Source organism: Parabacteroides distasonis ATCC 8503 (genome assembly GCF_000012845.1).
GTDB classification, from domain to species: domain Bacteria; phylum Bacteroidota; class Bacteroidia; order Bacteroidales; family Tannerellaceae; genus Parabacteroides; species Parabacteroides distasonis.
Genome location: NC_009615.1, coordinates 2338914 through 2355021, shown reverse-complemented (window position 1 = coordinate 2355021; position 16108 = coordinate 2338914). Strand labels below are relative to the sequence as shown.

The 16108-nt window shown below is 45.4% G+C and carries 16 protein-coding genes; 9 read left to right on the top strand and 7 right to left on the bottom strand.

Annotated elements, in window-relative coordinates; all coding sequences use genetic code 11:
- Nucleotides 1-6: 6 nt before the first annotated feature.
- Both BDI_RS09960 and BDI_RS09955 read left to right on the top strand, forming a co-directional pair.
- Nucleotides 7-588, top strand: coding sequence for a hypothetical protein (locus BDI_RS09960; protein WP_005854615.1), 582 nt, complete (start codon nt 7-9; stop codon nt 586-588).
- 1 nt (nt 589) lies between these two features.
- The gene (locus tag BDI_RS09955; RefSeq protein ID WP_005854617.1) at nt 590-1207 is read left to right on the top strand and encodes a 4'-phosphopantetheinyl transferase family protein; all 618 of its coding nucleotides are present in this window, start codon (nt 590-592) and stop codon (nt 1205-1207) included.
- Between the two features lie 109 nt (nt 1208-1316).
- On the opposite strand, the gene BDI_RS09950 is transcribed toward BDI_RS09955, so the two are convergent.
- From BDI_RS09950 to BDI_RS09935, 4 genes are read right to left on the bottom strand one after another with little or no spacing between them, the layout of a single operon-like run.
- On the bottom strand, nt 1317-2060 hold the full coding sequence (locus tag BDI_RS09950; RefSeq protein WP_005854619.1) for a shikimate dehydrogenase family protein: 744 nt from the start codon (nt 2058-2060) through the stop codon (nt 1317-1319).
- A 14-nt stretch (nt 2061-2074) separates the two neighbouring features.
- Nucleotides 2075-2818 (bottom strand): bifunctional demethylmenaquinone methyltransferase/2-methoxy-6-polyprenyl-1,4-benzoquinol methylase UbiE, encoded by a 744-nt coding sequence (ubiE, locus tag BDI_RS09945; RefSeq protein ID WP_005864725.1) that lies wholly within the window; start codon nt 2816-2818, stop codon nt 2075-2077.
- A gap of 10 nt (nt 2819-2828) precedes the next feature.
- Nucleotides 2829-3779 carry a phosphoribosylaminoimidazolesuccinocarboxamide synthase gene (locus BDI_RS09940; RefSeq protein WP_005864727.1) on the bottom strand — a complete coding sequence of 317 codons (951 nt, stop codon included), beginning with the start codon at nt 3777-3779 and terminating at the stop codon, nt 2829-2831.
- An 11-nt stretch (nt 3780-3790) separates the two neighbouring features.
- A complete protein-coding gene (locus BDI_RS09935) occupies nt 3791-4783 on the bottom strand; it encodes a PhoH family protein (protein WP_005854625.1) in 993 nt (330 codons plus the stop codon).
- Nucleotides 4784-5009: 226 nt separating this feature from the next.
- On the opposite strand from BDI_RS09935, the gene BDI_RS09930 reads away from it, so the two are divergent.
- Nucleotides 5010-5669, top strand: coding sequence for a DUF5715 family protein (locus tag BDI_RS09930; protein WP_008773450.1), 660 nt, complete (start codon nt 5010-5012; stop codon nt 5667-5669).
- Here the strand turns inward: BDI_RS09930 and BDI_RS09925 are convergent.
- Nucleotides 5650-6177, bottom strand: a complete 528-nt coding sequence (locus BDI_RS09925; RefSeq protein ID WP_005864731.1) for an O-acetyl-ADP-ribose deacetylase — start codon at nt 6175-6177, stop codon at nt 5650-5652. The two genes, BDI_RS09930 and BDI_RS09925, sit on opposite strands and share 20 nt — an antisense overlap.
- 334 nt (nt 6178-6511) lie before the next feature.
- Between BDI_RS09925 and BDI_RS09920 the strand changes: the two genes are divergently transcribed.
- The 4 genes from BDI_RS09920 (at nt 6512) to BDI_RS09905 (ending at nt 10256) form a co-directional block, all read left to right on the top strand.
- Complete coding sequence (locus tag BDI_RS09920; protein WP_009018173.1) at nt 6512-6883, top strand: DUF2141 domain-containing protein; 372 nt, start codon at nt 6512-6514, stop codon at nt 6881-6883.
- Nucleotides 6884-6887: 4 nt separating this feature from the next.
- Nucleotides 6888-9260, top strand: coding sequence for an outer membrane beta-barrel family protein (locus BDI_RS09915; RefSeq protein WP_011966651.1), 2373 nt, complete (start codon nt 6888-6890; stop codon nt 9258-9260).
- A 97-nt stretch (nt 9261-9357) separates the two neighbouring features.
- Nucleotides 9358-9987 carry a hypothetical protein gene (locus BDI_RS09910; RefSeq protein WP_005854635.1) on the top strand — a complete coding sequence of 210 codons (630 nt, stop codon included), beginning with the start codon at nt 9358-9360 and terminating at the stop codon, nt 9985-9987.
- Nucleotides 9972-10256, top strand: a complete 285-nt coding sequence (locus BDI_RS09905; RefSeq protein ID WP_009275783.1) for a winged helix-turn-helix domain-containing protein — start codon at nt 9972-9974, stop codon at nt 10254-10256. The genes BDI_RS09910 and BDI_RS09905 overlap by 16 nt, the downstream gene beginning before the upstream one ends.
- Before the next feature lie 162 nt (nt 10257-10418).
- Here BDI_RS09905 and ilvA read toward each other — a convergent pair whose 3' ends face one another.
- Complete coding sequence (gene ilvA, locus BDI_RS09900; RefSeq protein ID WP_005854639.1) at nt 10419-11618, bottom strand: threonine ammonia-lyase; 1200 nt, start codon at nt 11616-11618, stop codon at nt 10419-10421.
- A gap of 98 nt (nt 11619-11716) precedes the next feature.
- Here ilvA and BDI_RS09895 point away from each other — a divergent pair, with 98 nt between their 5' ends.
- A complete protein-coding gene (locus tag BDI_RS09895) occupies nt 11717-12076 on the top strand; it encodes a thioredoxin domain-containing protein (RefSeq protein WP_005854641.1) in 360 nt (119 codons plus the stop codon).
- Nucleotides 12077-12148: 72 nt separating this feature from the next.
- Here the strand turns inward: BDI_RS09895 and BDI_RS09890 are convergent, their stop codons facing one another.
- On the bottom strand, nt 12149-13459 hold the full coding sequence (locus BDI_RS09890) for an anaerobic C4-dicarboxylate transporter family protein (protein ID WP_008780146.1): 1311 nt from the start codon (nt 13457-13459) through the stop codon (nt 12149-12151).
- Between the two features lie 87 nt (nt 13460-13546).
- Here BDI_RS09890 and galB point away from each other — a divergent pair, with 87 nt between their 5' ends.
- Nucleotides 13547-16051 (top strand): beta-galactosidase GalB, encoded by a 2505-nt coding sequence (galB, locus tag BDI_RS09885; RefSeq protein ID WP_011966649.1) that lies wholly within the window; start codon nt 13547-13549, stop codon nt 16049-16051.
- Nucleotides 16052-16108 lie beyond the last annotated feature (57 nt).

The window sequence follows — 16108 nt, the reverse complement described above, 5'->3', positions numbered from 1 at the left end:
ATGTTTATGAAATGGATAGCTGCTGTCATAGGAGGTTCTCTGTTTTTAGGGATATGCTGTATTTCGTGTGTGGAATATACGCCGAAGCCACGGGGCTATGTTCGTATTGAACCTTCGAAGGCACAGTATAAACCGCTTGATCTCAGTTACCTGCCTTTTAATTTTGATGTCTCTCAGACTGCGGTCATAGAGGTTCCGGATCAAAAGAAGGGTGTTACGGGCTTGAATATCTCGTATCCGGAGTTAGAGGCTAAGCTTTATTGCAGCTATTTGCCAATTACTCCCGCGTCCTTGGTGACGGTGGAAACGGAAAGCCGCTCTTTCGTCGCCCGCCTGATAAAGTCGGAGAATCGGATATCGGAGAAAGCGTATTCCAACCCTGCCGCAAACGTTTATGGCTCGTTGTTTCTTCTGGATGGAGAATCGGCTTCTCCCATACAATTCCTGTTGACAGATAGTGTATCGAATTTCTTCCGGGGGGCCTTGTATTTTGACTGTAAACCCAATGCGGATTCATTAGCTCCCGCTATCCAATATATCCGGGAAGATATCATAGAACTTATACAAACTTTTAGTTGGAAAGAATAATATGGCCTTGCTATATAAACAACTCTCGCCGCTGCATGGAGTCTGGAAAATGGAAGAAAGCTCTGATGAGCTTTTGGGGATGCTTGAGCATAAAGCGGACTATTCTTCTTTTTTGGAGCGGGTATCGGCAGAGAAGCGGAGGCAGGAACGTTTCGCCAGCCGGGTGCTTTTAAAAGAGCTTTTAGGAGAGGAGGCAAGGGTTGACTATCATTCTACGGGTGCCCCGTTCCTTGCGTGCGTACCTTTATATATAAGTATATCTCATACGAAAGATTATGTGGCGGTAATCTTGGATAAGCGTCCGACAGGGATCGATATCGAGTATCGTTCGGACCGGATCTTGAAAATACGAAGTCGCTTTATGAATCCGGAGGAAGAGGCGGGTATCGATCTGGAGCATGAGGTCGAGCATCTATTAATCCATTGGTGCGCCAAAGAAACCTTGTTCAAGATAATCGGGCAGGAAGGAGTGGACTTTCAAAAGCATCTTCACGTGAATCCTTTTCCTTATTTATCGAGTGGGACGTTTAAGGGACGAGAAACCCGGACCGAGGCATGCCGGGAATATGAGTTGGCATATCAAGTTACACCGGACTATGTATTGACTTGGTTGAAGTAAGTTAACTTCATACGCTTGTGAAGTTAACTTCATTGACTAACGAAGCTAACTTCATTGGCTCACGAAGCTAGCTTCATCAAATCATGTGGTTGGAAAGATATCGTTCGATCTATTTCTGCCAGATCTCCCAAGCGGCGAAAGCCTGTAATAGAAGCATTTCCAGACCATTTTTCACGACGGCGCCTTTTTCTTTTCCTTTCTTCATGAAAAGGGTCTCATCCGGATTGTAAAGTAAATCATACAATAGATGATTCGGCGTAAGTAAATCGTACGGGATATCCGGACATGAGTCTATATTCGGGAACATGCCTAAGGGAGTCGTATTCACGATCACCGTATATTGCTCCATGGTCTTCGGAGTAATCTCATCGTACGTGATACAAAATTCTTTCGGTTTGCGAGAAACCAGCGTGGCACCAACACCTAGCTGTTTCAGTCCATGGAAGACTGCCTTTGACGCCCCTCCCGTACCAAGGATCAACGCTTTCCGGTGCGTTTCTTTCAATAAAGGATCAATCGATTGCTTGAATCCGATAATATCCGAGTTATATCCTTTCAGTTTAAGTTTGCCGAAAAGACCTTTTGTGAACTTGATGACATTTACCGCTCCGATCTGACGGGCATCGTCATCCAAATCGTCTAAATATGGGATTACTTGTTCCTTATAAGGAATGGTCACGTTTAAACCGTTAAGTTCAGGGTTTTCTTTGATTACGTTCTTAATCTCCTTGATAGAGGGAATCTCGAAATTCAAGTACTCAGCGTCGATCTTCTCCGCCTCAAACTTCTGGTTGAAATACGTTTTAGAAAACGAATGTCCGAGGGGATATCCCAGTAAGCCATATTTCTGCATAACCTTTTTATTGTTTATTCTTTAGATCCTGTATATAATGAACAGATCCCGAAGGTAAAGGTCCGTACACGGGCCTGCTTGAAGCCTTGGCGGGTGAGTAAATCCGTCATGACCTTTCCCTGAGGAACTACCTTGATGGAAGCCGGCAAATAATTATACGCGACTTTTTCTTTAGAGAGTAGACGTCCGATAAAGGGGATGACGGTCTTTGAATAGATCTGGTAGAGTTGTCTCATGGGAAAATGTTCCGGTGTGGAAAGTTCCAAGATCATGATATGTCCACCGGGTTTCAGCACCCGGTACATCTCTGAGATACCTTGCTCTATGTTCTCAAAATTACGAACCCCGAAAGCGGCGGTTACGGCATCGAACGAGTTTTCCTCGTAGGTCAAGGCCGTACAGTCCTGTTGCTCGAAGGATATATGCTCCGAATAACCGGCGGCAGCTACTTTTTTCCGTCCCACTTCCATCATGCCTAACGAGATGTCGGCACCGACGATATGGTCGGGTCGCAGCTTTTTGTACATGGAGATAGCCAAGTCTCCGGTACCGGTAGCGATATCCAGTATCGTTTTAGGAGAGAAAGGACGCAGGAAAGCGATCCCTTTCCTGCGCCATATCTTGTCGATACCAAATGAGAGAGTATGGTTGAGTTGATCATACGTTTCGGCTATCGAGTCGAACATACGTTTGACTTGCGTGCCCTTTTGTTCCTCTTTGTTATAAGGAAGTATTGTCTCTGAACCATACTGTGTCATGTGCGGTATCTTATTTATTCTGTAAATATTCAGTAACGTTTTTCTCGATGCGGTTCAGCAAGTTATCAGTCTCGCCTTTTACGAAAGTCTCCCCTGTGATATGCTCGAACAATTCGATATATCGGTTGCTGATTCCTTCTACGATCTCCGGTGTCATTTCAGGAACTTTCTGTCCGGATTTACCTTGGAAGCCATTTTCCATCAACCATTCGCGGACGAACTCCTTGGAAAGTTGCTTCTGCGGTTCCCCTTTGGCGAAACGATCCTCGTATCCTTCTGAGTAGAAATAACGGGAGGAATCCGGAGTATGGATCTCGTCGATCAAATAGATCTTGCCGTCACGATGACCGAACTCATATTTCGTGTCAACCAAGATCAAGCCACGTTCCTTAGCGATCTCGGTACCGCGTTTAAACAAGGCCATCGTATATTTCTCAAGAACCTCGTAGTCCTCTTTAGAGACCAAACCTTTAGCGAGAATCTCCTCTTTAGAGATATCTTGATCATGCTCTCCGATCTCAGCCTTTGTGGTCGGGGTGATGATGGGTTCGGGGAAACGTTGGTTCTCACGCATACCCTCCGGTAGTTTCACGCCGCAGATCTCACGTACACCGCTCTTATAAGCACGCCATGCGCTTCCGCACAGATAACCGCGTACGATCATCTCAACCGGGAAACCTTGGCATTGAACGCCAACCGTTACCATCGGGTCCGGAGTAGCCATTTTCCAGTTCGGACAAATATCAGTCGTAGCGTCAAGGAACTTGGCGGCGATCTGGTTTAACATTTGTCCCTTGTAAGGAATACCTTCCGGCAAGATAACATCGAAAGCGGAAATACGGTCTGTAGCGACCATTACCAATACCTCGTCATTGATGTTGTACACGTCGCGTACTTTCCCATGGTATACGCTCTTTTGTCGCGGGAAATTGAAGTCTGTTTTAACTAATGCCTTCTTCATGACTCTTACTTTTAGTTGTTGTCTATATTCGTTTTCTTCTCTTTTGCCTCTTTGATCTCTTTCTTCCGTTTATCATCGAACTTATCATAAGCCTCTACGATTCGTTGGACAAGTTTATGCCGGACAATATCTTTCTTGGTGAACTCGATCTTACCGATCCCGTTTACGCCCTTCAATATTTGCATGGCCTGTATCAATCCGGACGTGGTAGAAGGCGGAAGGTCTATCTGCGTGACATCTCCGGTGACGATCATCTTGGCGTTCATACCCAAGCGGGTCAAGAACATCTTGATTTGATGCGTCGTCGTGTTTTGCGCCTCGTCCAATATAATGACGGCGTCGTTCAAGGTACGACCGCGCATAAACGCTAGCGGGGCGATCTGTATCACGTTATTCTCCATATATTCCTTCAGCTTGGCTGCCGGTATCATATCCTGCAAGGCATCGTAAAGCGGTTGCAGATAGGGATCTAGCTTATCTTTCATCTCACCCGGCAAGAAACCCAGTTTTTCTCCGGCTTCCACGGCGGGACGGCTTAAGATGATCTTCCGTACTTCCTTATTCTTTAATGCTTTTACGGCTAAGGCGATAGCGACGAATGTTTTACCCGAACCGGCGGGTCCTGTGGCGAAAACCAGATCGTTGTTCTCGAAAGCCTTTACCAATAACTGTTGATTCTCGGTACGTGCGGTAATCGGCTTGCCATTCATGCCGTGGATGATCAGGTTCTCCTGCTTCACGACCGTGGGACCTTTCCCTTTTATAATATCCAGAATCACGTCTTCGGAGAGCGAGTTAAACTCCTCACAGTATTTTTCCACCTCACGGATTTTCTTGAGAAAAAGCTCGGACTCATCCTCATCTCCAATCACTTTCATCACATTTCCACGGGCAACGATACGCAATTTCGGAAACAATGTCTTGATCAATTGCATATTAGAGTTATTCACACCGTAGAAAATTACCGGGTCTACGCTTTCAAGAATATAAATTCTTTCAATCATCCGCTATTCCTTTTATTAAATTACGCTTCAAAAAGATGTGCTATTTTTTATTATTCGAATCAAGTTACAAAATTAGTAATATTCTTTATCCATTGATGCAAAGGGAGAAGTTTTATTTCACGGGAACACATCTTTCAGCCGTCCGTCTACCATTTAGAGAAAAACTAATTGGAGTTAAGGGGGAATTTCGGATTTTTCCGTATGTTTGTCAGGCAAAACGAAGGAAATGAAGATGAAGACTGTGTTTAATGTGATGTTGTTGCTGGTCGTGATCGTGTCGGCGACGGCTTTTTCTTCTTGTAAGGAGAAAAGAGGTGAATTGAAGAAGATTTGGTACAATGGAAGCTATAATCGTGATTTTAATGATTTGAATGACGTTCATTTGTCCGTTGCGAAGAAGATCGGCATAGAGCCTGTCTCTTCGAGGGAAGGAGCGGAGCACGCCTCCCGGGATATGGTGGAGATCAAGACGAATGACTATTACGAGGTAGAGGAGTTGACGCACTCTATTCCGTATTTGGTGCCGGAAGCCGCTAATCTGCTGGAGGATATCGGGAAAAACTTCCAAGACTCATTGAAAAACTTGAATGCTTCCATTTATAAAATAAAGGTAACCAGTGTAACCCGTACGGTTGCCGATGTCAAGAAATTGAGAAAAAGGAATACGAACTCTTCTCTCAACTCTGCCCACCAATACGGAACTACGTTCGATGTATCATGGGTACGCTATACTAAGATAGATGAGAAAGATACCTTAAATATTGATAAGGACCGCTTGAAAATGGTGCTTGCCTCCGTGCTTCGTGATTTGCGCAGGGCGGATCGTTGCTATATCAAGCACGAACGCAAGCAAGGGTGTTTCCACATTACGGCTCGTGAGTTGTAATTTGTTCCAGCGCTTTCGTATAAACCGATTTGTCGTATCCGGAGAAACAGCACATCGTGACTTGCTGGATTTCCGGATTCTCTTTTAGGAAGGTATCGATCGTGCGGATCGCTATCTGTGCCGCCTCCTCGATAGGATAGCCATATACGCCGGTGCTTATTGATGGGAAAGCGATTGTTCTCAGTCTGTTCTCTTTCGCCAATCGCAAGGAGTTTCGATAACAATTTTCCAGTAGCTCCGGCTCTCCGTGTTGTCCGTTTCGGTAGATGGGACCGACGGTGTGTATGACATGACGGGCTTTCAATCGATAACCTTTCGTTATCTTCGCCTCTCCGGTCGGGCATCCTTGTAAAGTCCGGCATTCGTCAAGGAGTTCCGGACCGGCGGCCCAATGGATGGCACCGTCTACGCCGCCACCTCCCAATAAGCTATTGTTCGCGGCATTTACGATGGCGTCTACATCCAATGTCGTAATATCTGCTTGTATAGCAATTATTCGTTCGTTCATATCTTTAGTTATTTGTATGTTGGTCCTGTTCATATATATTCTAAATGTGCGCAATATAGCGAAAAAGTTGCTTTGTTTCAAACTTAAAATAGTTGTTTTGAAAGCATGTACGTGTTTTCTAGGAGGGTTAGTGGGGGATTTTGGCTGTATTTTGCAGAGTCAAATTTTTATTGGAATATTTTATAATATTATTTGGTTTATAAAATAAACTTGTCTATATTTGCGATGTGCAAAGAGTGATGCGCAGCTCCTTTGCATTTTTTTATCCATGGATGGTTTATAAAATAAACTTGTTTGTAGTAACAGTGATAATAATTAAGAGGAGGATACTAAAATGAGACGAGTTTTATTCATATTATCTTTATTCATGTTGGTATGTGGTTGCATAGAGGCACGTACTATTATTGTAGAGATTGGAAATATACGTGGTAACCATGGGAATATCCTAGTTATGGCTCAGTCAGGAAAAGATACCAAGCCTGTTTATGGCATGGCGAAGTCTGAGAAAGGAAAGGCTACGATCCGACTGGAAAACGTGGATTGGGAAAAGTTTGATCTGTCCGTATTCCATGACGAGAACGAGAATTGGCAAATGGATATGCTGGAAGGAAAAGGGCCTGCGGAAGGATATGCGTTGAAAAGTTGCGAGGTGAAGGATGAGGAAGCGACTTTCAAATTAAAACTGTATTATCCGGTAAATCAATAGAGCCATGGTACGGTTTTTACTGCTATCGCTTTGGATTTTGGCGATAGGCGGGGGTAGTGCTCAAAAGATCTCGGGACAAACGGTTTATAAAGCCCATGTTTCCGATGCGGAGGGAAATGCCGTGGAATATGCGACCGCTGTGCTTTTATCGGGAGAAAAACAGGTAGGGGGTGCCGTGGCCAATAGTGATGGCGATTTTAGCATGGAGGCGGAGGCTGGGAAGTATAGGCTTGTTGTTCAATGTCTCGGATACGAGCCTTTACGGAAAGAGCTGATCTTACCGATAAAACGGCGGGATTCCTTGATTCTAGATCTATCGAACCATGTTCTGAGGGAAGTCGTTGTTCGAGCGAAGAATATTGAGCGGAAGGCAGACCGCTTTATCATGTCGGTCATGCCATCTGCCGGAAAGGATGGTACGGAATTATTATCGCAGGCACCGGGTGTGTGGCTCTCGGATGGAACGATCTCGATTAATGGGGCGCAAGGGGCGAAGGTGTTTGTGGATGACCGTGAGATTCGTTTAACGGGAGAGGAGCTACTGGCTTATTTGCGGTCTTTGAAATCGGAGGATATAAAAAGGATTGAGGTAATACCGATCGCGGGAGTTGAGTATGAGGCCTCAACTAAGGGTGGAGTGATCAAGATCTCATTGCGGCGACGTCCGGATAACGGTATGCAAGGATATGTATCTTTAGGTACGTCATTGTCTCCATCTTTACAAGGGTATATTCCATCGGCGTCCGTAAATGCACGTGTCGGGAAATGGAGCTTGAATGGAGCGGTATCGGGTACTTTTACTCCCCGGGATAAAGGAGAGATGAACTCCAACAGGGAATACGGAACGGTGGGGAATAAGTTTGTGTCTCAATCTTTGTATGATACGGATTCCAAATATGGGAATGGACGTGTCGGGGCTATTTTCGAGATCGATTCGCTGAATAGTGTCGGAGCTGAGATCGAATATATCAATCAAGCTTCGGACGGAACATCTTGGAGTCAAACGGATTTAGTAAAGAACTCTTATCCTATGAAGAGTACGGGGAATTATCGACAGAAGGATGATTATAACACGTTTTCCGCTACGGTCAATTACTTACGTAAAATGGATGAACGAGGCTCGATATTTAAGGTCATAGCCGATTTCGTAAATAAGCGATCAACCGGGGATAATCTCCATACGATCCGTTATGAACAATCTAATTGGAGCCGTGATACGGTTTACCGGAGTCATGCGGCGGCGGATTATGATATGGCGACAACCGATATTTCTTTCCAAAAGAATTTGCGTGAAAAAATGTCTTTGAAAATCGGGGCTAAATATACCTATACGTTGATGGATGATCATTCCTTGTACGAGGGTTTAAACTCTAGTGGGAGTTGGATTCCTAATGAGGAATATGGATATACCTTGAGATATAATGAAAACATTGTAGGAGCTTACGCCTCTTTCTCTGCGGAGATCAAGAACTGGTCGTTCGTTGCGGGGGTACGTGCGGAATATTCCAAGACGTCGGATAGAAGTGAGGATTTTAGTCGGGATTATCTGGATCTTTTTCCGAACTTGAACGTGACCTATGCGTTCGATCCCATCAAGAGGTGGATGCTGGTAGGGCAATATGCTCGTAATATCGAACGTCCTCCGTTCTATACCTTGAATCCGAATCGTATACAGAGTTCGGACTATAGCTACCAGATCGGGAATCCTTATCTGCGTCCTACTTATATCAATCGTTTCAGTGTAACGTTGGTTTATAATTATCGTTATACGGTGACTGTAGGAGGAAACTTGCACCACGACTTGATCCGGGAGTTCTGTAAACAAGATGTGGTGAATCCCGATGTATCCTATATCACGTATGAAAATCACGATCGGGAAAACCATTGGTTTGTAGCGGTCAGCTTGCCGTATCAACCCTTTACTTGGTGTAACTTGACAGGGAATTTCATAGGCGTACGGCAGGATATCCGGATGACGGAATTGTCTTCTTTTTCGTCTCATTATTTAGGGTTTGCCAATGCGATCGCTACCTTTACGTTGCCGGCAGGTTTTACGGTGGAGGCCCGGTATAGTGGAACGAGCCGGCTATATTCCGGTAATAGCGAGGTCGCCCCCCGGCATACGGTTGGAGTAATGGCGAGAAAGAAACTATTGAATGATAAGCTATTGTTGGCAGTTTCAGTCGATAATATCTTTAACCAAGCCAATGAGTACGCCAGTACGTTGGATGTTTATCGAACATCATCCCGTTATGAAAACGGACTTACTGGAAGGGTCTTTAAGGTTGCGTTGACATGGAATTTCAATAGCGGAAAGAAAGTAAGGAAGAGTAAGATTGAGATAGGTTCCGAACGGAGTCGCCTGAATGAAAAATAATAACCGAAAGGTTGCTCAGAAATACCAATGGCCTTATCTTTGGATACGTATTTACATTTTTACATTGAATGAAGAACAAGATAAAATAAATACAGTTATGGAAGATAGAAAATTATCAGAAAAAGAAAGTCTGGATATTATCACTCAGATGATCAACTCCAGCAAGCGAAATATGAAAGTAGGGAGTGGCAATGTGTTGCTTTATTGGGGGTATTTTACCGTGCTCTTATCGGTCGTGATATCCTCTTTGATAGTGTATACGCAAAATTATATTTGGTCTTGGGGATGGATGCTCATGTTTGCTGTCGGACCGGTTATTTCATATAAGCAAAGAGGTTGCGAGCCGGCCGTGGTGACTTATACGGATAAGACGATCTCCAGTGTATGGCAAGTGTTTGGCTGTATGTTTGGACTTACGTTCGTCTTGATCGCGGCGTTTTGTGTGCTTTATGAACAATCCGTCAATTTTATATTAATGCTTCCTTTATCGTTATTATATTGTGGGTTGGGGGTGTCGATAAATGGCATTATCTTGCGGGAGAAATGGATGATTTACTCTCCGGTAGTTGCTTTCGTCTTAGTTATCTACATGCTGATGAGTTTGATAAATCATGGTCCTGTCACGGTCTTGTGGTATTTGTATTTTGGCCTTTCATTTGTGGTAATGATGATTATTCCCGGGCATATTCTTAATAATAAAGCTAAAAAACAATGTTTAAAGAATTAGATCCTTTATTGCATTCCCAACTCCGGCTAGCGGTGATGTCCATTTTACTATCGGTGGAGGAGGCGGAGTTTGTCTATATCAAGGAGAAGACGAACGCTACGGCGGGAAATCTCAGCGTCCAGTTGGACAAACTTAATGAAGCTGGTTATATCGAGATCGAGAAGGGGTTTGCCGGGAAGAAGCCCCGAACGGTTTGCCGGATCACAGACAAAGGACGCTTGGCGATGGAGGAGTATGTGAATACATTAAGACAATATATTAATATTTAGCTTGTGCCATTTTTAGGGCACGCTTATGCCACCGTGATGGCACAGCTATGCCATAAGGATGGCACAAGTGTGCCACTAGGATGGCACGGCTGTGCCACGCCTATGGAAAGTAGTGGCACAGTAATAGTTTGTCAATCAGTTGTATGCTTTGGGGCGAATTGTTTATCCTTCCACTATCTTATATCCCGAAACGGTGAGTAATTGCCGGATCTCATTAATTTGCTGTTGATTTCTTGTTTCCATCTCCAACCGCAGATAACAGCCATTGATATCAGCCGTATGGCTGACACGCTCGTGATATACGGATACTACGTTAGCGCCGGTAGAGGCAATGATTTCAGATACGTGCTGTAATTGTCCGGGTTTGTCTACCAATTCGATCGTCATGGAACAAGAGCGGCCGGATTTTTGCAAACCACGTCCGATTACCCGGGAAAGGATATTCACGTCGATATTTCCGCCGGAAATCAAACAGATTACTTTTTTCCCTTTGATGGGTACTTTATTAAACATGGCGGCGGCCACGGCTACGGCACCCGCCCCTTCGGCGATTAATTTATGTTGCTCGATCAACGCGAGGATAGCGGTGGAAATCTCATCGTCTGTCACGGATACGATCTCGTCCACATATTGCTGGCAAAGATCGAAAGTATGTATTCCCGGTTCTTTTACGGCGATACCGTCGGCTATGGTACGGACACCTTCGAGGCGTTCGATTTTCCCATGCTCGATAGAGTTTAACATGCTGGGCGCTCCTTTGGCTTGCACTCCGTAAACTCTGATATCCGGGTTCAAGTTCTTGATGGCATAGGCGACTCCGGAGATCAGCCCACCCCCTCCGATCGGAATGATTACAGCCTCTACTTCCGGGAGTTGTTCCAATAACTCCAAACCGATGGTCCCTTGTCCGGCGATCACATCCTCATCATCAAACGGATGGATAAATGTGTATCCTTTCTCATCCTTCAATTGTAAAGCCTTGTTATAGGCGTCATCGTAAACACCTTCGACAAGGCATACATCTGCCCCATAAGATTTAGTAGCCTCGACTTTAGAGATAGGAGCGTTATCGGGCAAGCAGATTAAGGACTTGATACCATGAGCGGTAGCCGCTAATGCCACACCTTGGGCATGGTTTCCCGCCGAGCAAGCCACTACGCCATGCGATTTCTCTTCTTCCGTAAGCTGGGCGATCTTGAAACAAGCGCCGCGCACTTTAAACGATCCGGTTACTTGTAAGTTCTCTGGTTTTAGAAAAATATGGGATTCCGGATTGATATTGGGAGCGCTGATTAAATCAGTGCGTCTGATGACTGTCTTCAAGGCATATGATGCCTGATAAATTTTATCGAGTGTGAGCATTCTGTCTGTATGTTAAAACGATGTCGCGAAAGTATAAAAAATACCGCAACCTATTCATACTTATCTTTGTTATATTATAAATCAAAATATAGAGAAGTATGGTAGTGATCGATTTAACGAAAGATGGTTTTATCGCCAATGTCGGTGATTTTGAGGCCAATCCCAAAGATTGGAAATATATAGGAAGTCGTCCTTGCCTCATAGATTTTCACGCTCCTTGGTGCGGTTATTGCAAACGCTTAAGCCCGATATTGGATGAGTTTGCCAAAGAATTTGATGGGAAGATTTATATTTATAAGGTGGATGTAGATCAAGAGGAGGCACTCGAGACAGCCTTTAATATCCGAACGATTCCCACTTTGATGTTTTGCCCGCTAGACGGCCCCCGTGAGATGATGATCGGCACGATGGGAAAACTGGAGTTAAAGCAGTTGATTCAGGAAAAATTGTTGAAGTAATATAATATGGATATATGGTGTGGGGTGTAGAGACGTAGCGTGTATGCTGCGTCTCTATTTTTTGCTTTCTTATTATATGAATTGAATGAATAGTAACCCCAATCCAACAGAAACTCCGGTCGCTATCAATCCCGGCATCATGAAAGAATGGTTCAAGATGTATTTACCGATGCGGGTCGTGCCCGTGCGATCGAAGTTGATGGCGGCTACGACTGTCGGGTAGTTTGGGATGAAGAAATAACCGTTTACGGCGGGGAATAAAGCGATCAACATATAGGGTGAGATTCCCAATGCGATCCCTAGCGGCAATAACGCACGAATGGTAGCCGCTTGGCTAAATAATAAAATGGACATTACGAAAAGGGCCAATCCGAATAACCAAGGCATCTGTGTAACTATATGCTCGATAGATCCCTTTAATTCAGTCATATTGCCGGCGATAAATGTATCTCCCATCCAAGCGATACCGAAGATCGCTACCACCGCTTGCATACCTGCGGAAAAAACGGAACCCTGTGCGGCCTTGATACCATCTGTTTTTGTAAATAATAAGATGAAAGCGGAGGCTGTCAACATTAATACCTCAATAATATGTGACATCTGCATCGAGACCTTTTCCGTGCCGACGGTAAAGACCGGACGTAGGGACTCCATAGAACCAAAAATAACGATCGCTATCGTAGCGAGAACAAATATAGAGACCGATAAGGCCGCTTTCATTTGGTTTTCAACGCCTTTCGCCTCATAATGTTCCGTGCTAAACTCATGGTTCGCCACCCGCTTTAAGTATTCCGGATCTTGATCTAGCTCTTTACCGACCTTTAAAGAGTAGATCGCTCCCGCTAACACACCTAATAAGGTACAAGGAACAGAGATCATCAAGATATTCATCAAGGAGATATTGTATCCGGACAACATACTTAATAAAGCTACCGTAGCCGCCGATATCGGACTGGCCGTAATGGCCTGCTGGGAAGCGATCACGGCGATCGCCATCGGACGTTCGGGACGGATCTTCGTTTCCGTAGCGACCTCGGCGATTACCGGAAGGACCGAATAAGCCACATGCCCCGTTCCGGCTATGAAGGTAAACAAATAGGTGACGAGCGGGCTTAATATCGTGATTCGTTGAGGATTCTTGCGAAGCAATTTTTCCGCCCACTTAACCATAAGATCAAGTCCGCCAGCGGCTTGCATACAACTAGCCGCCGCTATTACGGCAACGATCATAAGCATGACATCGATAGGAGGGGAAGTGGGCTGGAGCCCGAATCCAAAGGTGAGTATACCGAGTCCGAGACCTCCTAACACGCCTAATCCGATACCACCGATACGGGCACCTATAATAATGGCTATTAAAACGAAAGCTAATTGTAACAACATGCTGTGCAATTCTTTTGATTTAGTTTGTATTGGAGACAAAAATACTTATTTTTGCTCCGCTATGAATAACAAAAACACAAAAAACGAATGAAAAGAACAAGTTTCGCTATTTTGATCGGTTTGTTTTGCCTTTTCCCTGCGCTTTTTTCTCAAGTACGCAGTGAGTTCCTGTTGGAAAAGAATTGGAAGTTCACCCGGGAAGACCGCCCGGAGTTTATCAATCCTACTTTTAACGATAGCAAATGGCAATCCGTGACTGTTCCGCATGATTGGGCGATTTACGGCCCTTTCAGCTCTCAGAATGATAAGCAAGAGGTCGCTATCGCCCAAGACGGACAAACGGAGGCCATGGAACATGCCGGCCGAACCGGAGGTTTGCCTTTCGTGGGAGTCGGCTGGTACCGGACCGAGTTTGAGGTTCCTCAATTTACGGATGGGAAGCGTGCCACGATCCTGTTCGACGGTGCGATGAGCCATGCTAAGGTCTACGTGAACGGACAAGAGGTTGGATATTGGCCGTATGGCTATAATTCTTTCTATTTCGATATCACGAAACAACTCATGCCGGGGAAAAAGAACACCTTGGCGGTTCGCCTCGAGAACTTGCCGGAATCCTCCCGTTGGTATCCGGGAGCGGGATTATATAGGAATGTACATGTAATCGTGACGGAAAACGCCTATATCCCGGTCTGGGGAACTTATATTACGACCCCGACCGCCACGAAGGAATTTGCGAAAGTCAATGTACAGACGAAAATCGTACTGCCGGAAGGTGCCGATGCCAGCAAGTATAGCGTGAAAACCAGTGTATGGAATCCGAACGGGCAGAAGTTGACGGAGCAGACTATGCCTCTCTCACAGATTAAGTACAATGATAATAGCCTCTCCCAAGAGTTTATCATCCAGACCCCGACTTTATGGTCGCCGGATATGCCCGCCCTGTATTCTGCGGAGACTCGTCTCTATGAGGGCGATCAACTGAAAGATATATATACGACCCCGTTCGGTATCCGTTCGATCGAGATCATTCCGAATAAAGGCTTTTTCTTGAATGGTGAGAAGACGGTATTCAAAGGCGTTTGTAATCACCATGACTTAGGCCCGTTAGGGGCTGCCGTCAATGATGCCGCTATCCGTCGTCAGATCCGGATCTTGAAGGACATGGGATGCAACGCTATCCGTACTTCCCATAATATGCCGGCTCCCGAGTTGGTAAAGGCTTGCGATGAGATGGGTATGATGTTGATGGCAGAGAGCTTCGACGAATGGAACAAGGCGAAATGTGCGAACGGCTATAATTTGATTTTCGATGAATGGGTGGAGAAAGACCTCGTGAATCTGGTACATCATTACCGGAATAACCCGAGCGTCGTGATGTGGTGCGTCGGCAACGAGGTGCCTAACCAATGGGATGAGAGCGGTTGTAAGATCTCCAAGTTCTTGCAGGATATCTGCCATCGGGAAGACCCGACTCGTCCGGTGACGCAAGGTATGGATGCCCCGGATGCCGTCGTGAATAATAATATGGCGGCGGTGATGGATGTGGCGGGATTCAATTATCGTCCGTTCCGTTATCAAGTGAATTATAAGAAACTGCCTCAGCAAATAATCTTGGGAAGCGAGACGGCCTCCACGGTTAGCTCACGAGGGGTTTATAAATTCCCGGTAGAGCGTAAGGCGATGGCTGTCTATGAGGATCACCAAAGTTCCTCGTACGACGTGGAGCATTGCAACTGGTCTAATCTGCCGGAAGACGATTTTATCCAGCATGAGGACCTTCCGTATTGTATCGGGGAATTCGTATGGACAGGATTTGATTATCTGGGCGAGCCTACTCCTTATTATACGAATTGGCCAAGCCATAGCTCCTTGTTCGGTATTATCGATTTGGCGGGTATCCCCAAGGATCGTTACTATCTATACCGTAGTCATTGGAACAAAAGCGCCAAGACCTTGCATATCCTGCCGCATTGGACATGGCCGGGACGTGAGGGCGAGGTGACACCCGTATTCGTTTATACCAATTATCCTTCCGCCGAATTGTTTATCAACGGAAAGAGCCAAGGGAAACGTACGAAAGATCTAAGCATCGGTATCGATAGTAGTTATACCGAAGCGGCTCAAAAGAGTTTCGAGCGCCAGAAACGATATCGTTTGATGTGGATGGATACCAAATACGAGCCGGGAACTTTGAAGGTGGTCGCTTATGACAAGGAGGGTAACGCTGTGGCCGAGGAGGAGGTTCATACCGCAGGGAAGCCGCATCATATTGAGTTATCTGCCGATCGTAACCAATTGACGGCTGACGGAAAAGACCTTTCTTTCATCAATGTTAGAGTCGTAGACAAGAACGGTAACCTTTGTCCGGATGATACCCGCCAGATCCAGTTTAAGGTACGTGGTGCCGGAGCCTACCGTGCGGCGGCAAATGGAAATAGCGCCAGTCTGGAACTCTTCCATCTTCCGGAAATGAAACTGTTTAGCGGGCAACTTACCGCTATCGTGCGGACGGCCGAGGAACCGGGGACGATCTATTTCGAGGCTTCCGCACCGGGAGTAAAAGGGGCGACCTTGGAATTGATCAGTAAATAAGCTTGATTATCATATAACGCAAACCGCGCGATTCAAGTCCGGAGACGGCTGTGAATC